Consider the following 20,893-nt stretch of genomic DNA (forward strand, 5'->3'; position numbering starts at 1 on the left):
CCATGGCCAAGCCCATGATTACAATCCAGGAGTATCATCTTGTCAGTCATGCTTTCCTGCCGCTCGCTGTTTCGCCTTGGCGCCGCCTCGCTCGCGCTTTGCGCGCTGCCCATCGCGGCGCAGGCCCGCACCGCCCCGGCCGCCCGGCCGCTGATCACCGTTGCCCCGGCCAAGGGCGATGCCAAGGCCGGTTTTGCCACCCATGCGATGATTTCGGCGGCCAATCCGCTGGCCGTGCAAACCGGCCTGCGCATCCTGCAAAAGGGCGGCAGCGCGGTGGACGCGGCGGTTGCGGTTCAGGCGGTGCTGGGTCTGGTCGAGCCGGAAAGTTCGGGTCTGGGGGGCGGTTCGTTCCTGCTCTATTATGACGCCAAGACCAAACGGGTCACCGCCTATGACGGGCGCGAAGTGGCGCCCAAGGGGGCCAGTCCGCGCCAGTTCTATGGCCCCGACGGCAAGCTGCTGCCCTTCCCCGTGGCCGTGGTGGGCGGGATCGCCACCGGCGTTCCGGGGGCCATCGCCATGCTGGAAATGGCGCAGAAGGAACACGGCCGCCTGAAATGGAATCAACTCTTTGGCGAGGCGCGCAAACTGGCCAATGACGGGTTCGAGGTGACGGGAAAGCTGGCCCGCGCCATCGTCAGCCAGGCCCCGCAGGCCAAGGGCGCAGACGCGCAGGCCTATTTTCACAAACCCGACGGCACGCCCTATCAGGCGGGCGAGCATATCGTGAACAAGGCCTATGCCGCCACGCTGGACCGTATTGCCGCGCAAGGGTCCAAGGGCCTGCTGACCGGCCCGGTGGCCGAAAAGATCGTCGCCAAGGTGACGAGCGGCCCATTGCCCAGCACGATGACGCTGGCCGATCTGGCCGCGTATAAGCCGCGCAAAACCGAGGGCCTGTGCATGCCCTATCGCACCCATCTGATCTGCACCCCGCAGGCGCCCTCGGGCGGCGTGGCGGTTCAGGAGGCAATGGGCCTGCTGGCGCATACCGACATTGCCACGCGCAACGCGCAGGACCCCAAGGGCTGGCTGGAAATCGCGCAGGCAAGCCGTCTGGCCTATGCCGACCGCGATCGATATGAGGGCGATCCGGCCTTTGTGCCCTTCCCCGCCGGGCTGCTGGCGCCCGATTACATTGCCGAGCGGGCCAAGCTGATCGGCGAGACGATCCAGCCCGTTACCTTCGGCATGCCCAAGGACGCGCCCAAGGTGGGCAAGGACGCCACGCAGGAGCCGGGCGGGACCACGCATATGGTCATCGTGGACACAGCGGGCAATGTCGTGTCGATGACCACCACGGTGGAGAGCATCTTCGGCTCGGGCCGGATGGTGGATGGGTTCTTCCTCAACAACCAGTTGACCGATTTCTCCTTCAGCACCAATGATCCCGACGGCGCGCCCGCGGCCAATGCCGTCGCGCCGGGCAAGCGTCCGCGCTCCAGCATGGCCCCGGCCATCGTGCTGACACCAAAGCGGAATTTCGAGCTGGCCGTGGGTTCGCCGGGGGGCACCTCGATCATTGCCTATAATATCAAGGCGCTGGTCGGCATGCTCGATTGGGGGATGAAGCCGCAGGATGCGATCAGCCTGCCCAATCTGGTGGCGCGCGGGAATATTTTCAGCGCCGATATTTTCCCCGCCCCCATTGCCGATGCGCTGGCGGCCAAGGGCCTGCCGCTGCAAACCGCGCGGGGCGAGAATTCGGGGCTGCATGTGATCGTGCGCCGCGCCAAGGGCTATGAAGGCGGGGCCGATCCGCGCCGCGAAGGGGTCGCGCGCGGGTTCTGATACAAAAAGGGCGGAGGCCAAAACCTCCGCCTTTTCTTATTTCCGGCGCATGATGAATTCTTCGTCGCGCCAATCGCCCACGGCGAATTTATACTCGCCCACGATCTCGAAGCCGCGCCCGGCATAGACATGCTGGGCCTTCAGATTACCCTGCCACACACCGATCCAGATCGGGCGGCGCCATGAGGTCAGTTCCTCCAGCGCCAGATCGAGCAATTGCTTGCCCAGCCCTGCGCCCTGCACTTCGCGGCGCAGATAGAGCTGATAGAGTTCGCCATCGCCCTCCTCGCGCTCGGGATGGGGCAATTTGCTGGGCCCGATATGGACATAGGCGACCAGCGCGCCATCCCCGTCCTGCGCCACCCATGTGCGATGCGTGGAATCGGCCAATTCGCGCGCCACGGTTGGCTCGCCATAGGAGTCGGCCTCGAACACGGCCAGATCGGCGGGCGGATAGGGAATGGCAAAGCCGGTTGGCCCGAACGTGTCGCGGAAACAATGCAGTTTGAGCGCGGCGAGCGCAGGAATGTCGGCGGCGCTGGCGAGACGAATGGTGATGCTGGCAGTCATGCCCCCCGCCCTATAGCAGCGCGCTGGGCGCCGCAATCATCCCATTATCGTAAATCGAAATCGTCACTTTATCCCGCCGCCTTAGGTAAGTTTTCGGATCAACCTGTAGCCCCAAATGCTGACGAAATAGGGAGAAAAGCATTCCGTCGCATCTTCATGAATGACGCGGGGGAGATCAGCCTTGTTGCGTATGGGTATTTCGGCCAAGTTTCTGGCCGCTTTTGCAGTCCTTCTGGCGGTCATGGCCGCAATGGGATCTTTTGCAGTGGTCAAGCTGGGCGAGGTCAACGCGATCTCGACCGAATTGCGCGAACGCTGGCTGCCCGGCTCGCAGGCGCTGGGCGATGTCCACGCTTTTGTCTCGCAATACCGGATCAAGCAGAGCGTCCATGTCGGCGCCAGCGCCGAAGGCATGAAGACCCGCCAGGCCAAGCTGATGCGCGCCGCGCAGACCGCGATCGCCACCCGCATGGACGATGCCGCCAAACTGAACCAGGGCCCGGACGAAAAGGCCGCCTTTGCCAAGCTGAAGGGCGATTGGCAGACCTATCTGGGCCAGAACGAGCAATTGCTGAACCTGTCGAACACCGATGCGGCGGCGGCCAAGGCGATGTTCGACGGCGATTCCCTGACCGCGTTCTACACGGTCGAGGATGATCTGCTGGCGCTGATCGATCTAAACACCAAGGGGGCCAATGCCGCCTCGGCCCGTTCGGCCGCGATCTATGATCAGGGCCGCAAGGTCATTATCGGCGCGGTCGTGGCCGGGCTGGCCGTGGCGCTGGGTCTGATGGGGCTGATGATGGTCACGATAGCCCGCCCGGTCGCGCGGATCAGCGAGGCCGTGGGCCGATTGGTCGATGGCGACATGCATGTCGAAATCCCCGCCTTGGACCGCCAGGACGAAGTGGGCAGCCTTGCCCGCGCGCTCGACAGCTTCAAGGCGCTCTTTGCCGCCGACCAGCAGCGCACGCAGGCCGAGTTGGAACGCGCCCGCGAAACACAGATCACCATTGACGCCATCGGTTCGGGCCTGTCCGAACTGGCGCGCGGCAATCTGACCCACCGCGTGCCGGAAAACGGCGCGGGCGCTCTGGGCCAGCTCCATGTCAATTTCAACGAGGCGGTCAGCCAACTGGCCGGCGTGATGCGCGAAATCGTCGATGGTTGCGACGCCATCCGCCGCGGCACTGACGAAATCGCCGCAGCCAGCGGGGACCTTGCCCGCCGCACCGAGCATCAGGCCAGCTCGATTGCCGAAACCAGCCGCACGCTCAACGAATTCAGCGGCACCGTGCGCGTCACCGCCGACAATGCCCGCCAGACCAGCAGCCGCCTTGCCGTGGCGCGCCACACCGCCGAAGCCGCCGACCAGCAGGCCGAACAGGCGGTCCACGGGCTTCAGGCCATCGAGGCATCGAGCCGGGAAATGGCCGAGATCGTCGGCGTCATCGACGGGATCGCCTTCCAGACCAACCTGCTGGCGCTGAACGCCGGGGTTGAGGCGGCGCGTGCGGGCGATGCGGGCAAGGGCTTTGCCGTGGTTGCCAACGAGGTGCGCGCTCTGGCCCAGCGCAGCGCGGACGCGGCCAAAGACATCCGCGCGCTGATCACCACGTCGAACGAGCAGGTCTCGACCGGCGTGGCTTTGGCCAGCGCCAGCGGCGATGCGCTGCGCCAGATTGTGGGCGAAGTCTCGCAGATTTCCGAGCTGGTCGAAGAGATCGCCGAGGCCGCGCAGAAGCAGTCGTCCAATGTCGAGGAAATCTCGGCGATGATGAATTCGATGGACCAATTCACCCAGCAGAACGCCTCGATGGTCGAACAGAGCACCGCCAGCACCCACAGTCTTTCGGGCGAAACGCAGCGTCTGGTCGAACAGTTGCGCCGCTTTGAAATGAGCCGCACGGGCAGCGCCTCGCCCGCGCGCATGCAAAGCAGGGCGAGCGCGCCCAGCACGCAGGATGATCTGGCCCTGCCCTCCTTCTCGGCCCGGCGCGCGCCATCGGTGCGCGCCACCGCGCTCAAGATCGAGGATGACTGGTCCGAATTCTGAATGCTTTAGTAAAATCACCTAAGACCATTGCAAAAACCGGACAAGCATAAACATCAGCCCGTTCTTATCCAATTTCAGGCAATAGTCTTGCATCGAAAGAATAGTTTAGAAAGAGAAAGCCGACCATGATCAAGACTATTGCCAAGATATCATTCGCCATGACCGGCGCGCTTCTCCTCAGCACTTCGGCTTTTGCACAGTCGTCGGATTGGAGCCGTTCGGTCACCAACATGTTCGCCGCCAAGCAGACCTACCCCTCGACCGCCCAGATGCGCGGCGAGGAAGGGACCGCCAAGGTCAAGGTCTATATCGGCGCCGATGGTGCGGTGCAAAAGGCTGAACTCGTGGCCGGTTCGGGCTCGGCCATCCTCGACAAGGAAGCGCTGTCTGTTCCCTCCAAGGTCGGCAAGGTGCCCGCCCCGCCCGCAGGCCCCACCACGTTGACGGTGCCGATGACCTGGCGCCTGACCTGATTATCCAGTCATGATACAACGGGGCCGGTCGCAAAACCGGCCCTTTTTGCATGAAACAGGCCCATTTTTGCTGCAACGCGCAAAAAACTTGGCAATGGGGCCATGTTGTTGTATGGCCGATCCCAAGCAAGTCGGCGTGCCGCATGAGGCAGCGCGCAGGACCGGGCAGCGTGAGGGCAGCCATTTGTGGCCGCCCGCCCCGGATCTCACGGATTTGCAGCCCGTTTTTCGCTTCCTCCTCACGCAGGGTCGCGCTTTTTGAGCCACCTGCTTGCCGCGCCGCTTACGCTGGTGTGCGCTGTGAAGCCTGTTTGAAAGTATTCCATGTCCTATTTTTCCGAGCTTGGCCTTGCTGAACCCCTGCTGCGCGCGTTGGAGGCCAAGGGCTATAACGATCCCACGCCGATCCAGCGTCAGGCGATCCCTGCGCTGATCGAAGGGCGCGACCTGCTGGGTCTGGCCCAGACCGGCACGGGCAAGACGGCGGCCTTCGCGCTGCCCTCGCTCCACCGCCTGATCAACGATCCCAAGCCGCGCAAGCCCGCCTCGTGCCGCATGCTGGTGCTCAGCCCCACGCGCGAACTGGCCGCCCAGATCGCCGACAACATGCGCGGCTATGCCAAATATGTCAGCCTGAACATTCAGTGCATCTTTGGTGGCATTCCGGCGGGCAAACAGGCCCGCGCGCTGGTGCCGGGCTGCGATGTGCTGGTGGCAACGCCGGGCCGCCTGCTCGACCTGATTGACCAGCGCGCGCTGACGCTGCGCGACGTTGAAATCTTCGTGCTGGACGAGGCCGACCAGATGATGGATCTGGGCTTCATCGTGCCGCTGAAGCGCGTTGCCCGCCTGCTGCCGCCCCAGCGCCAGAGCCTGTTCTTCAGCGCCACCATGCCGCAGGCGATCGAGCAACTGGGCAAGCAGTTCATCCAAAACCCCGTCAAGGTCGAGGTTGCCCCGCAATCCACCACCGCCGAGCGCGTCGAACAGAAGTCGATCTTTATCAACCAGGCCGAAAAGCAGGCCCTGCTGACGATCCTGCTGCGCGACGGTCTGGCCAAGGAAGAAGGCGATGCCGACCGCATCGACCGCACCATCGTGTTCACCCGCACCAAGCATGGCGCGGACCGCGTTGTGCGCTTCCTGACGCCCGCGGGCATCCCGGCCGCCGCCATCCATGGCGAAAAGAGCCAGGCCCAGCGCACCGCCGCCCTCAAGGGTTTCCGCGACGGCACGGTCAAGGTGCTGGTCGCTACCGACATTGCCGCGCGCGGGATCGACGTTTCGGGCGTCAGCCATGTGTTCAATTTTGAAATCCCCAATGTGGCCGAACAATATGTTCACCGCATCGGCCGCACCGCGCGCGCGGGCGCCGATGGCATCGCCATCAGCCTGATCGCCGAGGACGAGCGCCCCTACATCCGCTCGATCGAGCGTCTGACGGGTGTGAAACTGACGCCCATGGCGCTGCCCCCCGAATTCCAGAAGGAGGCCGCGCGCCTGCCCGCCCCCGCCAAGCGCGGCACGGGCGACAATGGCGCGATCAAGGCTTCGCGTCCGCAGGGTGAAGGCCGCCGTGATGGCGGCGGGCGCCGCGATGGCGGCCGTGACGGCGGACGCCGCGAGGAAGGCCGCCGCAACAATGACCGCCGCCCCCACGCAGGCCGCGACACCCCCCGCGATGGCCAGCGTTCGCGCACCCAGCGCGAAGGCGACCGCGCCCGCGCCGAACGCCGCGAACAGCATGGTCGCGCGCGTCCCGCCGCTGCCGGCGCTTCGCAGTTTGATCCGCTGCGGGAAAATGTCGATGTAAAGGCGCGTCGTCGCTGAGGGTTGATCGGGGGCTTTATGCCTCCGGCGGGCAAAGGGACTCGGTCCCTTTGCAATCCCGTTAATGGGGTTGGGTTCACAGGGTTTGCTTGTGGATCATACAATGAAAAGCCTGCGGCGCTGGTAATAGGCGCCGCAGGCTTTTCATTTTTGAACGCCGCTTTCGACACTCAATGTCGAACCCATGACGCAACGCCGACAGTAATGGGAGCGCGGGGGACGAGTCCCTCGCATACCTTCTGGCTTCTAAACCGCCGCCGTCGAAACGCCCAGATCCGGAATCCCGATCGACCGCCGCCCGCTGTAATCGGTCTTGACCACGATCAGGTTCGACTTCTCCAGATGTTCGAGCAGACGGCGTATGCGTCCGGGCGAACTGGTGCCATAGGCGCGGGCCAGCGTTTCATCGTCAGGGCATGGCGCCTCGTCCATCGCGGCGCGGGCGATGACAAGGAAAGGCGTCAGCAGGTCATCGGGCACGCTGCGCGAGAGTTGCAGCAGCGGCGCCCATTCCTCATCCGTCGGGCGATAGATGCCCGCCACGGCCAACGCGAAGCGGCGGCGGAACTGGGTGACATCGCCAACATGCTGACCGATCTTCTTCATCCGGCAGCGGGTGGTAAAATCCTGGAACAGCGACGAAATCGGCTGATAGGTGCAATCGCGCTCAGCCGTAATGTCTTCCATGATCGCGGCCATGATCGACTGCACCTCTTCGGGCGGCAGGCTGGGCGGCGCGGGGACGCTGGCGGCGGAAAAGAGATTGGGGCCGCTGTCATCAACCAGCGGTTCCTCGCCCGGCGCGGGGGCCATGACATAGGTGCTGATCTGATCCATCAACTCGCTGGCATCCGGGCGCGGCAAACCGGCCAGCAGCGGGGTTTCCTCCGCCGCCAGTTCCTCGGCGGTGGGCGCGGCGTGGAGCAGCGCGTGAAGGTCGTCGCCCGTCACGCTGGGCGGGGGCAGAAGGCCGGTGGAGACAGCGCGGCTGCGGGTCTGAACCCCGCCGATCCGCACCGACAAAGGCCGCCGCGTGATCGCCGGGCCCAGCGCCAGAAACTGTCCGCGTTGCAGATCGCGGATCGTTTCGGCCTGCCGCCGCTCCATGCCCAAAAGGTCGGCGGCGCGCTGCATATCAATATCGAGGAAAGTGCGGCCCATCAGGAAGTTCGACGCCTCGGCCGCCACATTCTTGGCCAGCTTGGCCAGACGCTGGGTGGCGATGATGCCCGCAAGGCCGCGCTTGCGCCCGCGGCACATCAAATTGGTCATGGCCGAAAGCGAAAGACGGCGCACCTCGTCCGTCACCTCGCCAGCGGCAGCCGGCGCAAACATCTGCGCCTCGTCCACCACCACCAATGCTGGATACCAGATCTCGCGCGGGGCATCGAACAATGCGTTGATGAAAGTGGCCGCACAGCGCATCTGCGCCTCGATCTCCAACCCGTCGAGCGCCAGAACGACGCTGGCCCGATGTTGACGAACTCGATTGGCAAGCCGCACCAGATCATTGGTATTATAGGCCGCGCCGTCCACCACGATATGGCCGAAAGGCTCGGCCAGCGTGACGAAATCGCCCTCGGGATCGACCACGACCTGTTGCACCAGCGGGGCGGATTCCTCGAGCAGACGACGCAGCAGATGCGATTTGCCCGAACCGGAATTGCCCTGCACCAACAGGCGCGTCGCCAGCAGTTCTTCGATGTCGATCGGCACAGCCTTGCCGTTCGATTCTTCGCCTATGATGATGGATGCAGTCACGCGGGCCTAGTAGCGCGTGGGGAGACGTGGGCAAAGGGGCCGGGGCGGAGTTTTCCAGAAGATAAGGGGGAAATGCGAGGGTCTAGCCCCTCGCGCTCCTATTACTGGCGCAACGTTTGAAATCGAAAGCCTGCGGCACCCATAGCCACCGCCGCAGGCTATAAACAAAGGCGCCCGCAAACCCATTAACGGGATTGCAAGGGGGACCCGCCCTTTGCCCGCCGGAGGCAAACCTAACCTTCCTTCAATACCTCCACCGCCAAGGCCTCAGCCACCTTGATCCCATCGACCGCCGCCGAGAGAATACCGCCCGCATAGCCCGCGCCCTCACCCGCCGGATAGAGCCCGCGCGTGTTGAGCGACTGGAAATCCTTGCCCCGCGTGATGCGCAAAGGGCTGGAGGTGCGGGTTTCGACGCCTGTCATGATCACATCGGGGTGGTCATACATCGGGATCTGGCGGCCAAACACGGGCAGCGCCTCGCGGATGGCCTCGATCACATAGGGCGGCAGACAGGCCGAGAGATCGGTCAGTTTCACGCCGGGTTGGTAGGACGGCTTGACCGCGCCGAAATCGCCCGATGACGCCCGCCGGGCCAGAAAATCGCCCACCTTCTGGCCCGGCGCGCAATAGTCGCCGCCGCCTGCGGTAAAGGCGAGGCTTTCCCATTTACGTTGAAATTCAATGCCCGCCAGCGGGTCTGCGGGATAATCCTTGCCCGGATCGACCGTGACCACAAGGCCCGAATTGGCGTTGAATTCTGCGCGCGAATATTGGCTCATGCCGTTGGTGACGACGCGGCCCTCCTCGCTGGTGGCCGCCACCACGCGCCCGCCGGGGCACATGCAGAAGCTGTAAACCGCCCGCCCGTTCGATGCCTGATGCGAGATCGCATAGGCCGCCGCCCCCAGCACCGGATGGCCCGCGCAGGCGCCATAGCGCGCCTTGTCCACCCAGCTTTGCGGATGTTCGATGCGCACGCCGATGGCAAAGGGCTTGGCCTCCATGAACACGCCGCGCTGGTGGAGGACCTCGAACGTGTCGCGGCTGGAATGGCCCGGCGCAAGGATGCAGTGGCGCGCGGGCAGATAGCTTTCCGCGCCATCCCCGGTGCTGACCAGATGCAGGCCCGCCAAAGCCCCATCCTTGATGTCGAAATCGGCCACGCGGGTCTGGAATCGGTATTCTCCGCCCAGCGCCTCGATAGTCTCGCGCATGGAAATTACCATCGTCACCAGACGGAACGTGCCGATATGGGGATGCGCCTCATAAAGAATATCGTCGGGCGCGCCCGCTTTGACAAATTCGGTCAGCACCTTGCGTGAGAGGTGTCGCGGGTCCTTGATCCGGCTGTAGAGCTTGCCGTCGGAAAAAGTGCCCGCCCCACCCTCGCCGAACTGGACGTTCGATTCCGGGGTCAACTGATGCTTGCGCCACAGCGCCCACGTGTCCTTGGTCCGCTCGCGTACGGCCTTGCCGCGTTCGATGATGATGGGCTTCAACCCCATCTCTGCCAGAATCAGCGCCGCCAGCAAGCCGCATGGCCCCGCCCCGATCACCACCGGGCGCGTGCCATCCCAGCCATCGGGCGCGACCACAGGCGGGCGATAGGCGGTGTCGGGCGCGGGGCGGACATGGCTGTCCCCCTCCAGCCGAGCCAGCACTTCGGCCTCATCGTCCAGTTCAATGTCAAAGACATAGACCAGCTTGATCGCACCCTTCTTGCGCGCATCATTGCCGCGCCGGACCATGGTGCGCCGCAAAATGCGCTGCGGCGTCACACCCAGCCTTTGGGCGATGGCGGCGTCAAGCGCCTCGGGCGTATGGTCTAGCGGCAGGGCGAGGTCGGATAGGCGGATCATGCCCGCCCCATAAGCCCAAGGCGATCATTTTGCCACCCCGCGCTTGCACGCATCGGGCGCAGCGCTATTCTCCATAGCAAAATTGGGAGAGCATGCATGATCAAGCCCGAACTGGAATTCGTCTATGAAGCCACCGGCGAACTCGAACCGCCCCGCCCCATCGGCGAGACCTATGACGGCACACGGCGCATCATCCCCATCGTGGGCGGCGGGCGGGTCGAGGGGCCGCTGATCAAGGGGCGGCTGATCGGCAATGCTGCCGATTGGCAACTGACGCGGCCCGATGGCGTGACTGTGGCCGATGCGATCTATGCCATCGAGACCGACGATGGCGTCGTCATCCAGATCCGCAACAAGGGACTGCGCCACGGCCCGCCCGAGGTGATGCAAAGGCTGGCGGCGGGCGAGACGGTGGACCCGGCCGAATATTACTTCCGCACCGTGCCCGAATTCATCGCGCCCAAGGGGCCGTATGAATGGATGAACCGATCGATCTTCATCTGCTCGGGCGCGCGCTATCCGCTGGGCATCAAATTGTGGGTGTGGCGGGTGGCGTAACGCGTTTTGCGTTCAGACTGCGCTGAACGCAAAGCAACGCTAAACCGGCTCGCCCGCCGCACGGGCGCGGGTCAAAACCGCGCCCTCATCACCCCGCACCCGCATGGCCAGCGCCACCAGCACCAGCACCAAAGGCACAGCCACAAAATTGATCGACAGGATCGCCCGGCCCAGATCGCCATGTGTGGCGTCCGAAATCATCCCCACGATGTATGGCCCCACGCCCAGCCCCGCGATGGTCATCACCACGATATAGGTCGAGGCGGTCAACCCCCGCATCCGGGGCAGAACCTGATCATACATAACCGCATAAAGCGGCGGCATCCACATGGTCAGCACAAAGCTGTAGAGCACAAAGCGGGCATAAAAGCCCCCCGCATCGGGCGCGTGATAGACCCAGAAGGCCAGACAGGGCGAGACGCCCATCGCAAACATCGCCAGCAGCACGCGCCCCACACCGGGCAATTTCTGGCCCGCCCAATCCGTGACCGGCCCGGCCACCATCGGCCCCACCACACCCAATCCGGCCGAAAGCAGCCCGAACTGCAAACCCGTCTGCGCCGGGGTCAGGTGATAGGTTTTCATCAGAAAGGCCGGAGTAAAGGCCATGCAGCCGTAATTGATCATGCTTTGCAAAGAACCGGCCGCGATGCACAGAATGAGCGAAGGGCTGCGCATCACCGCATAGGCGGGGCGGTCGGTGATGCGCACCGCCTGCACCAGATTGAGCGTGGCAAACAGGCCCAGGCCCACCACCGCCCATTGCAGCGTATGGGGCGACAGGCTGATCACACCGAGATTGAGCAGCGGACGCGGGCTGAAGGCCGCTCCTGCGCGGGCCAGCGCCACCATCGCGCCAATGATGACCGCCGTGGCCGCCAGATTGACCGCCCAGACCCGCGCCGAAGCCCCGCGCCGCGCCAGCATCAGCCAGTTGGTAAACGGCACGACCGCCAGCAGCACATCGAACGAGGCGGCAAAGGGGCGCGGATCGGGCGGGGTGGTGATGCCCTCAATCGCTCCGCGCACCGGCTCTGCCAGACGCCAGAGCAGACCGGCCAAGGGCAGGCCCGGCACCGCCGCCAGCAGGAACGCAAATTGCCACCCCCGCAGGCCAAAGGGCGCACCGACCGCCGCAAACCGCCCATCCCACCAATCAGCCGCCACGCCGCCCAGCACGCTGGACAGGCCAAGGCCAATGGCAATCGCCGCCGCCATGATCGCCATGGCCAGCCCTCGCCGCGCCTTGGGGAAATAGTCATAGATCAGGCTGGTGCCCGCAGGCTGGCTGGCCGCCTCGCCAATGCCCACGCCAAGGCGCGAAAGGGCGAGCAGGGCAAAGCCGCTGGCGATTCCGGCAAGGCCCGTGGCCAGCGACCAGAAAGCAATGCAGATGGCCAGCAGCCACGTCCGCCGCCAGCCATCAGCCAAACGCCCCAAAGGAAGCGAAAAGACCGCGTAAAACAGCGCAAAGACCGTGCCATACAGCAGGCCCATCTCCGCATCGCCGATGTTCAGATCATGTTTGATACGCGGGGAAAGGATCGCCAGAATGTTGCGATCCAGCAGGCTGAGCAATTGCATCGCGCAGACCAGCAGTAGGGCATACCATCCGCCCTTGGCCACGCGGGTCGTTGAGGGCGCAATTCTCCCCGTCTGCATATGCATCGCAATCCTCTCTCCCCCGGCTGGGCGGCCCCGGCTGAGCGGTTTGTCCGCTCCATCTGTATCCGGGATTTATGGGGCGAGGATAACGGGCAGGCCGAGCCTTGCCTAGGGGAAAAGAGACGTATTACTTACAATTTTTCAGGCCCGGAACACCAGCCGCTTCAGCACCGCATAGTTGAGCACCACCACCGCAAAGGTCGTGACCGCCCCCGCCAGATAGGGGTCGGCAATGAAATGCGAGGCCAGTTTCAGCCCCGCCAGATTGATGAGGTAATTGCCCGCATAGGACAGCGCGAAACGCATTTTCGCCGGGCCTGCGCCGATGAACACCCCGCGCGAATAGGTGAAATAGTTGAACCCCGTGCCCAGCACATAGCCGATGGCCTGGGCCAGATAGCGGTCCAGCCCAAGCCAGATCAGGGCAGCATAAAGCCCATAGCCAAAGGCCGTGTTGAGCGCGCCCGCCACCAGAAAGCGCAAGATTTCAACGGCGCGCGCGCGAGAGATCATCCGTAATCCTCCGGGAAATTCACCCGCTCGCGCTCCAGCACCAAAGGCGTCCCGCGTGTGCGTTCGGAAATCTGGCGGATATGGTCGCCCATCAGGCCCATAAAGCCGAAGATCAGCGCGAATTGCGCCTGAAGCACCATGCCGATCAGCCAGCCCGCAATCGGCCGCCCGGTGAAAAAGGCGATCCCCGCGCCCACCAGCATCAGCAAGGACACCAAAGCGCCCAGCACGCTGAGATAAAGCGGCGCGCGCAGCAGGCGCTTGGACGAACCCGTCAGGCCCGCGATGGCGAAATCGAGCAGGGTAAAGAAATTGTTCTTCGATTTGCCCCGAACCCGCGGCGGACGAACATAGTTGATCGTCTCGAGCGGAAAGCCCGTTTCCACCAGCAATCCGCGATAGAAAGGCTCCGGTTCGTTCAGCGCCTTGATCGCATCGACCACGCGGCGGCTGTAAAGGCCAAAGCCAGTCGCGTTGGGAATGGTCTGAAAATCGCCGAAATTCTTGGCCAGCCAATAGGACAAAGCGCGGATCGCGGTCAGCATCAGGCCGGACTTTTCCCGCTCGCGCACGCCCAGCACGATGTCCACGCCCGCCTGCCAGCGGCGCACGAAATGGGGCAGCAGTTCGGGGCTGTCCTGAAAATCGGCGCACATGCCGATCACCGCCTGCCCCCGCGCGGCATAGATGCCATGGGTGGGCGAACGCATCTGGCCGAAATTGCGCGTGTTGGCGATCAGGCGGATGCGCGGGTCGCGCTGGCACATCGCCTTGATGATGCCCACCGTGTTGTCGGTCGAATGGTTGTCGATAAAGATGATGTCAAAGCTGACGCCCAACGGCTCCAATTGCGCAATCACCGCCTCGGCAATCGGCCCGGCATTCATCTCCTCATTGTAACAGGGGATGACCACCGAGACATCAATGTCGGCACTCTTCGTCATGAATTACCTTCCCGCTCAAGAGGAGCGTTGTGCCCATGCGATCATCTCGGCCACCTGCGCGGCCAGAGGGACGGGCGCGATGCCATAGTCGGCCAGCAGCGCGCGATAGGCCGCATCATCGCCGTGATAGATATCAGCAGGGCCGGTGGTGATTTCGGCGCGCCGGACGCCGGCGCCCGTCTGCGCCGCCACCACGCCCGCGATCTCGCCCAATTCCATCGGCTCGCCCCCGCTGTCGAAACGCAGCACGCCCTTGGGCGCCAGCAGGGCGGCAAAGGCAAGGCTCATCAATTCGCGGATGGCGACATAGGCGCGCACGACACGGCGCGGGGCACGCACCTCGACCGGGCGGGCGGCGATGGCATCATTGATGAAGCTGGCGATGGCATAGGCGCCCGGCTTGTTGATATGGTGCCCGGTCAGCGCATAGATTCGGGCGATAACAGCGCGATGCCCGGTTTCGTCGGCCCATGCGGCAAAGCGTTCCTCATCCTCGCGCTTGAGCGCGCCATAGAGGCGCATCGCCGCGCCGGCATCGGGATCATCGGCTTTGGCGGCCGCGCCGCTGCTGGCCACGAAAATCGCCTCGGCCCCGATCGGGTTCAAGGCCTTGAGTACGCTTTCGCTGATTGCGCGATTGGCGGCGATATAGGCCGCCTCGTCCATCGCCTCGGCGCGATCCTTGGTCAGGAAGGCGGTGTGAAGCACGATGGTCGGCTCTTTGGGCAGCCAGGCCATATCGGCCAGCGGGCGCTGCAACACCTGCGATCCATCGGCAAGCCGCAGCGCGCGCGTGTTCGAACCAAAGGCGCGCACCCGCTTTTCAAACCTGTCGCCAAGCACCGCGGCCAGCAGATCGAGCGTGGCAAGGCCGATCCAGCCCCCCGCCCCGGTGATCACGATGCGCCGCCCATCCTCGACCAGCGCGGACGCCACCGACGGCTCCAGCCCATCAACCATGGGCACGCTCCATCACCGCGCGCGCCAGTTCGCCGAAACAGTCATAGCTCTTGTTCGGATCGGGCCGGTAATCGGGGTCGGCATAGCCATGGGTCAGAAACAGGAACGGCATGCCGCGCGCATCGGCGACGGCATGGTCCAGCTCGCTGTCACCCACGAACAGGCAATGGTCGGGCGAGGCACCCAGATCGGCAAGCACCAGATCAAGCAGATCGGGCGCAGGCTTGGGCGCCACGCCCACGCGCCCGCCCACCACGCTTTGAAACAGCGAGGCAAGGCCGGTGTCGGCCAGTACCTTGTCGACCAGATTTTGCGGCTTGTTAGAGCAGATCGAAAGCACGAAACCCTGCTCATGCAATTCGCGCAGGCTGGTGGCGACGTGGTTGAAGAGCGTTTCAACCCGCGTCTGGGTCACGGCATAACGGCGGCGGAATTCGGCCAGTTCCTGCGCCGGATCGCCGCAATCATCGCCCAGCAGCGCCATGACCATCTTTTGCCCGCCATGGCTCATCCATGGGCGAGCAAATTCGGGGTCAATGCTGCGCGCATGGCCGCGCTCCGCCAGCATCCCTTCGAGGATTTCGATGCAGATCGCACAAGAGTCGACCAGCGTGCCGTCGAGATCGAAGATCAGATGGCGAAGCATGTGCTCACCGCAAGGTGGCGCAGGGCGCCATGGCTGCGGCCAGTTCCTCGTCCGACAGGAAGGGCGAGAGATCCTCGAGCGGGGGAGAGACCATCGTGCCGTCGGGCAGGCGGCGGCTCGACAGCTTGGGTTCAAACTGCTGCGCCTTGTCGATCATCACCTCGCACAATTGCGCGCCTTCACCATCCAGCGTGGCGCGGATCGCGGCGGACAGATCGCCATCCTTTTCCGCCTTACGCGCGGGGAAGCCGAAACCGGCCGCCAGACGCGCGAAATCGGGGAAGGTCAACCCGCTGTCCGGTCCGCAGCCGACCGAGAAGCCCTTGAAATGGGCGACCTGCGACTGGCGGATCGAATGATAGCCGTCATTGTTGAGGACAAAGATCTTGATCGGCAGGCGCGCGCCCACGACGGTCTGCAATTCCTGCAGGTTCATCATGATCGAGCCATCACCGGCAAGACAAATGATCCGCCGTCCGCCACCGGCATAATAAGCCCCGATGGCGCCGGGCAGGTCATAGCCCATGCTGGCGCAGCCCGAATTGGTATAGAGCCGCTGGCCCTTTTTCAAATCCGCGCATTGGAAGATCGTGACGCAGGCCGTGCCATCGCCCGATACGATGATGTCGCCCTCTTCCAGCTCGTTAAACAGCGCCTCGCCAAAGACATAGGGGTTGATCGGGCCGGTTTCGCTGCGAAATTCATCACGCACGGTGGGATATTGCGCGCTTCGCTCGCGGCTGCGCGCCAGATAGGCGGCGCGGTTGTCCGCCCCCGTTGCCGGCACGCCCACCGCATCGACCGCCGCGAAGAAATCGCGCAAATCGGCATGGATCGCCCGGTGCAGATTGAGCGTCGGCTTGGAAAGCTCTGCCCGGTCGATATCCACCATCGCCACGCGCGCATTGCGGGCAAAGCTCTGCCAGTTATAGCTGATCTGACGGATGTTGAGGCGGCTGCCCAAAACCAGCACGTAGTCGGCACCCTGCACGGCGAAATTGCCGCCACGGTCGCCCACGCTGCCCGGACGACCGACATACAGCGGATGGGCATTAGGCAGCGCGTCATGCGCGTTCCAGCCCGTGACGACCGGCGCGCCCAGACGCTCGATCAGCGCCAGAAAGCGTCCATGCGTGTTCGACAGGCGCACGCCCGCACCGACAAACACCACCGGCCGCTCCGCCGCGCAGAATTCGGCCAGCATCGCGCCGACCTCGGCCTGCAGCGCATCGCCCGTCAACGCGCCGGTTTCGGCGGCATTGTTGGGCGCGTTCCATTCACTGGCCGTGTCCACATCGGCCGCAGGATCAAAAGCCTCCAGCGCGTCCGGGTCCACCGGGGCGGCCTGAACGTCGATGGGAACGTCGATCCACACCGGGCCGGGGCGCCCGCGCGTGGCAAGATAGATCGCCTTTTCCACCACCTTGCGGGCCTGCGCCGGGTCTTGCAGCACCACCGCATATTTGGTGATCGGCCGCACCATGCCGACAATATCGACTTCCTGATCGCCCAACTGACGCAGCGGGATATGCGGAAAATTGCCCGCAATCGTCTCACGCTTCACCTGACCCGACACCACGATCATCGGGATCGAATCGACATAGGCGCCATAGACGCCGTTGAGCGTGTTCACGCCCCCCGGACCCGTGGTCACATTCACCAACGCAGGCTTGCCGCAAAGACGCGCATAGCTTTCCGCCGCGATTGCCGAGGCCTGCTCGTGGTGGTTGAAGATCTTGCGCAGCCCCGCCTCGCGCCCAAAGGCGTCGTTGAGGTGCATGGCCCCGCCGCCCGTCAGCATGAAGCAGTCCGAAACACCGCTTTGCACCAACAGGCGGGCGATCAGGTCCGCGACCCGGATAGTCTCAGCCATGGTGGTTTACGCAGGCTCGGCGGTCTTGGCGGTGGCCTGACGCGCCTCCATCATGGCGATGCGCGCGGCGTCTTCCTCGGCAATGCCGCGATAGAAATCGCGCTTGTTCTTGAGCCAGAGCAGCTCGAACTCAATTGCCAGTTCCATACCCGCCTGTGCGCGGCCATCCTCGACCACGGCGGCGTCGAACACCACCTTGCGCGTTTCGAAACGGTCCAGACGATGCGCGCGGGCACCCGCCAGCAGCGGCACCGAATCCGGGCTGACCCCGCCGCCCACGACCAGTTCGAGGCCGCGCTGCTGGGCCACCTTGGCCACGGCGTTGACATAATCAGCCATCGCATCGCTGTTCACAAACGAACGGTCATGACCCAGCGAGCCAGCGAAATCGACGCGGCCAAACACAAAGCCGACATTGCCCGCCTGCGCCACTTCGCCCAGCTTTTCGAGGGCGTCAAAGGTCGTGGCCGTTTCCACGTTGAACAGGAAGGACATGTCCGCCTGCTCGTCCTTGGGAAACACCTTGTCCTTGGCGGCGATGAACTTGGAAAGCGCATAGGGCGTCTCGACCATCGGCGCGATGATGTAATCCACACCATATTGGCGCGCCTCGATCAGGTCGCGGATCGCCTCGCAGCCGCCGATCTTGAGCGCAACCTTCAACCCGGCGCGGCGGGCCAGTTCGAGCAGGCGCAGGAATTCATCGCTGCGCGTGCCTTCGGCCTCAAACTCGGCCTTGACCGAGACAAAACCGTATTTGGCCGCGCCTTCGGCCAGAATCGCCAACATGCGTTTTTCGTATGCGTTCACGTCTAAACCTCTTCGGCTGGCTTTCCGACCCTGCCCGTAACAAACCTTGGTGGCTTAGCCCTTAGCCGATCCGTAATGATCCGCAAGGAAGACACCAATCTGCTCGGCGGTATAACTAAGGTGGTCATCCGTCAAACCCGGATAGATGCCCAACCAGAAAGTATTGGTCGTCACCAGATCGGCATTGGCCAGATCGCCCACCACGCGCACGTTGCGCCCCTTCATATAGGGCTGGTGCAAGAGGTTGCCGCCAAACAGCAAACGGGTGCCGATCTTCTGCTCGGTCAGGAATTCGACCAGAGCCTCGCGGTTGATGCCGGTCTCGGGACGGATGGTGATGGGATAGCCGAACCACGAGGGCTGCGACCGCTCGGTCGCCTTGGGCAGGATGAAGATATCCTCCAGCGGCTTGAGCAATTGCGTCAGCTTGTCGAAATTGCGCTGGCGCGCGGCGATGAAGCCATCGAGCCGGTCAAGCTGGGCCAGCCCGACGGCCGCCTGCATGTCAGTGATTTTCAGATTATAGCCGACATGGCCATAGGTGTATTTGTGGTCATAGCCATGCGGCAGCGTGCCCAGCTTGCGGTTGAAACGCTTGCCGCAGGTGTTGTCCTGCCCCGGCGCGCACCAGCAGTCGCGGCCCCAGTCACGGATCGATTCGACCACCCGCTTCAGGCGCGGTTTGTCGGTGAAGACCGCCCCGCCCTCGCCCATGGTGATGTGATGCGCAGGGTAAAAGGAGAGCGTACCCAGATGGCCGAACGTGCCCACCGGCTTGCCGTCAAACGTCGCGCCCAGCGCGTCGCACGTATCCTCAACCACCCAGAGATTGTACTTTTCAGCAACGCGCATCACTTCGGCAATGTCGAAGGGATTGCCCAGCGTGTGGGCGATCATGATAGCGCGGGTTTTGTCCGAGATCGCCGCCTCGATCATCTCGGGCTTGATGTTATAGGTGGGGATGTCGCAATCGACGAAAACCGGCACCAGCCCATATTGCAGCGAGGGATTGACCGTGGTGGGGAAACCCGTTGCCACGGTGATGACTTCATCGCCCGGCTTCAACGCATCGCTGCGGTGATAATGCGAAGTCAGCGCCGCCAGCGCCAGCAGATTGGCCGAAGAGCCCGAATTGGTCGTCAACGCATGGGCCACGCCCAGACGCGCGGCCAGCTTTTCCTCGAATTGCGCGTTATAGCGCCCCGTGGTCAGCCACATATCGAGGCTGGCATCCACCAGATTGCGCAGCTCGCCCTCGCCCACGACCTTGCCGGAAACCGGCACGACGCTCTCGCCGGGCAGAAACGCGCGGGGGGCGTGGTAACGGCGCGCATATTCCTCGGACAGACCAAGGATCAGTTCGCGCAATTGTCCTTCATCGCTGTCCTTCACCATGCCCGCCACAGCGGAGGAAAGGTCGAGCATGGGATTGTCAATCGTGGCCATAGAAACTGTCTGCCTGTAAACTGTCTTCTGAAAATTTCAGACGCGTTGAAACATTTTAGCCTTGTTGAAACAAAGCGCGATAAGCGGCCAATTGTGTCAGGGAAATTGCCTGCGCATCACCGCCCTCGGCCACGCCCTTGTGCCATTCCACGATCCGGCCCAGCGCCTCGCCCAGCCCCCAGACCGGACGCCAGCCCAGATAATTGCGGGCCTTGGCGCAATCCAGTTTGAGGATCTTGGCCTCATGGGGGCCCGACACCTGATCGGGCTGGTCCCATCCGGCATCGCCCCAATGCCCGGTGATCCGGTCGGCGATCCAGCTGACGGGCTGCGTATCATCATCGGCCGGGCCGAAATTCCAGCCCTCGGCCGCCCAAGCCTCGCCAGCGGCAAGCGCCTGCGCGATCAGCAGATAGCCGCCCAGCGCCTCGAGCACATGCTGCCACGGGCGGATCGAATGGGGCGAACGGATCAGCGGACGCTCCCCGGCGATCAGCGCGCGGATGATGTCGGGCACCAGTCGGTCGAGCGCCCAGTCGCCCCCGCCGATCACATTGCCCGCCCGCACCGAGGCCAGCAGCGGCGCGCCAGCCTGGGAAAAGAAACTGCGCCGATAGGCCGCGATCACCAGCTCGGCCGCGCCCTTGCTGGCTGAATAGGGATCATGCCCGCCCATCGGATCGCACTCACGATAGGGCCAGACCCATTCGCGGTTCTCATAGGCCTTGTCCGAGGTGATCGCCACGATGGCGCGCAAATTGGGCGCCCGGCGGCAGGCGTCCAGCACATGGACCGTGCCCTGCACATTGGTGGCGAAGGTTTCGACCGGCGTGTCATAGGACAGGCGCACCAAAGGCTGCGCGGCCAGATGGAACACCACCTCCGGGTCGGCCTGCGCTACGGCGGCCTCGGCCACGGCCATGTCGCGGATGTCGCCCTCAATATGGGTCAGCAGGCTTTCCACCCGCGCCTGACGGAACAGGCTGATCTCCTCGGCCGCCAGCGACAGGCCCGTCACCACCGCGCCCATCTGATGCAGCCAGAGCGCCAGCCAGCTCCCCTTGAAGCCGGTGTGCCCGGTCAGCAGAACCCGCCGTCCCGCCCAGAAGGATGGATCATGAACGACCGCCAC

General features: G+C 63.9%; 17 protein-coding genes. 5 read left to right on the forward strand and 12 right to left on the reverse strand.

Going from position 1 to position 20,893, the window contains the following annotated elements; genetic code table 11:
* Nucleotides 1-48 precede the first annotated feature (48 nt).
* Nucleotides 49-1,794 (forward strand): gamma-glutamyltransferase family protein, encoded by a 1,746-nt coding sequence (locus PQ457_RS09125; RefSeq protein WP_273619293.1) that lies wholly within the window; start codon nt 49-51, stop codon nt 1,792-1,794.
* Nucleotides 1,795-1,830: 36 nt separating this feature from the next.
* On the opposite strand, the gene PQ457_RS09130 is transcribed toward PQ457_RS09125, so the two are convergent.
* Complete coding sequence (locus PQ457_RS09130) at nt 1,831-2,364, reverse strand: GNAT family N-acetyltransferase (RefSeq protein ID WP_273616565.1); 534 nt, start codon at nt 2,362-2,364, stop codon at nt 1,831-1,833.
* A gap of 250 nt (nt 2,365-2,614) precedes the next feature.
* Between PQ457_RS09130 and PQ457_RS09135 the strand changes: the two genes are divergently transcribed.
* From PQ457_RS09135 to PQ457_RS09145, 3 genes are all read left to right on the forward strand, one after another.
* The gene (locus tag PQ457_RS09135) at nt 2,615-4,420 is read left to right on the forward strand and encodes a methyl-accepting chemotaxis protein (protein ID WP_273616566.1); all 1,806 of its coding nucleotides are present in this window, start codon (nt 2,615-2,617) and stop codon (nt 4,418-4,420) included.
* Nucleotides 4,421-4,545: 125 nt separating this feature from the next.
* A complete protein-coding gene (locus PQ457_RS09140) occupies nt 4,546-4,893 on the forward strand; it encodes an energy transducer TonB (protein WP_273616567.1) in 348 nt (115 codons plus the stop codon).
* Nucleotides 4,894-5,217: 324 nt separating this feature from the next.
* Nucleotides 5,218-6,723, forward strand: coding sequence for a DEAD/DEAH box helicase (locus PQ457_RS09145; protein ID WP_273616568.1), 1,506 nt, complete (start codon nt 5,218-5,220; stop codon nt 6,721-6,723).
* A gap of 246 nt (nt 6,724-6,969) precedes the next feature.
* On the opposite strand, the gene PQ457_RS09150 is transcribed toward PQ457_RS09145, so the two are convergent.
* Together PQ457_RS09150 and PQ457_RS09155 are read right to left on the reverse strand one after the other, a co-directional pair.
* Nucleotides 6,970-8,484 carry a helicase HerA domain-containing protein gene (locus PQ457_RS09150; RefSeq protein WP_273616569.1) on the reverse strand — a complete coding sequence of 505 codons (1,515 nt, stop codon included), beginning with the start codon at nt 8,482-8,484 and terminating at the stop codon, nt 6,970-6,972.
* A gap of 233 nt (nt 8,485-8,717) precedes the next feature.
* Nucleotides 8,718-10,346, reverse strand: coding sequence for an NAD(P)/FAD-dependent oxidoreductase (locus tag PQ457_RS09155; protein WP_273616570.1), 1,629 nt, complete (start codon nt 10,344-10,346; stop codon nt 8,718-8,720).
* A gap of 96 nt (nt 10,347-10,442) precedes the next feature.
* On the opposite strand from PQ457_RS09155, the gene PQ457_RS09160 reads away from it, so the two are divergent.
* A complete protein-coding gene (locus PQ457_RS09160) occupies nt 10,443-10,904 on the forward strand; it encodes a DUF3237 domain-containing protein (protein WP_273616571.1) in 462 nt (153 codons plus the stop codon).
* Between the two features lie 39 nt (nt 10,905-10,943).
* On the opposite strand, the gene PQ457_RS09165 is transcribed toward PQ457_RS09160, so the two are convergent.
* The 9 genes from PQ457_RS09165 to rfbG all read right to left on the reverse strand — a co-directional run bounded on the left by PQ457_RS09165 (nt 10,944) and on the right by rfbG (nt 20,893).
* Nucleotides 10,944-12,566: an MFS transporter gene (locus tag PQ457_RS09165; RefSeq protein ID WP_273616572.1), complete on the reverse strand. Its 1,623-nt coding sequence runs from the start codon at nt 12,564-12,566 to the stop codon at nt 10,944-10,946.
* Between the two features lie 144 nt (nt 12,567-12,710).
* On the reverse strand, nt 12,711-13,082 hold the full coding sequence (locus PQ457_RS09170) for a GtrA family protein (RefSeq protein WP_273616573.1): 372 nt from the start codon (nt 13,080-13,082) through the stop codon (nt 12,711-12,713).
* Nucleotides 13,079-14,026 carry a glycosyltransferase family 2 protein gene (locus PQ457_RS09175; RefSeq protein WP_273616574.1) on the reverse strand — a complete coding sequence of 316 codons (948 nt, stop codon included), beginning with the start codon at nt 14,024-14,026 and terminating at the stop codon, nt 13,079-13,081. The genes PQ457_RS09170 and PQ457_RS09175 overlap by 4 nt, the downstream gene beginning before the upstream one ends.
* 15 nt (nt 14,027-14,041) lie before the next feature.
* A complete protein-coding gene (locus PQ457_RS09180) occupies nt 14,042-14,986 on the reverse strand; it encodes an NAD-dependent epimerase/dehydratase family protein (protein WP_273616575.1) in 945 nt (314 codons plus the stop codon).
* A complete protein-coding gene (locus PQ457_RS09185; protein WP_273616576.1) occupies nt 14,979-15,632 on the reverse strand; it encodes an HAD family hydrolase in 654 nt (217 codons plus the stop codon). Before PQ457_RS09185 ends, PQ457_RS09180 begins: the two co-directional genes overlap by 8 nt.
* 4 nt (nt 15,633-15,636) lie before the next feature.
* Complete coding sequence (locus PQ457_RS09190) at nt 15,637-17,505, reverse strand: thiamine pyrophosphate-binding protein (RefSeq protein ID WP_273616577.1); 1,869 nt, start codon at nt 17,503-17,505, stop codon at nt 15,637-15,639.
* Between the two features lie 6 nt (nt 17,506-17,511).
* Complete coding sequence (locus PQ457_RS09195) at nt 17,512-18,315, reverse strand: aldolase/citrate lyase family protein (RefSeq protein ID WP_273616578.1); 804 nt, start codon at nt 18,313-18,315, stop codon at nt 17,512-17,514.
* A 54-nt stretch (nt 18,316-18,369) separates the two neighbouring features.
* Nucleotides 18,370-19,761 carry a lipopolysaccharide biosynthesis protein RfbH gene (rfbH, locus tag PQ457_RS09200; protein WP_273616579.1) on the reverse strand — a complete coding sequence of 464 codons (1,392 nt, stop codon included), beginning with the start codon at nt 19,759-19,761 and terminating at the stop codon, nt 18,370-18,372.
* A 55-nt stretch (nt 19,762-19,816) separates the two neighbouring features.
* Complete coding sequence (rfbG, locus tag PQ457_RS09205) at nt 19,817-20,893, reverse strand: CDP-glucose 4,6-dehydratase (RefSeq protein WP_273616580.1); 1,077 nt, start codon at nt 20,891-20,893, stop codon at nt 19,817-19,819.

The sequence above is a fragment of the Novosphingobium humi genome, assembly GCF_028607105.1.
Taxonomy (GTDB): Bacteria; Pseudomonadota; Alphaproteobacteria; order Sphingomonadales; family Sphingomonadaceae; genus Novosphingobium; species Novosphingobium humi.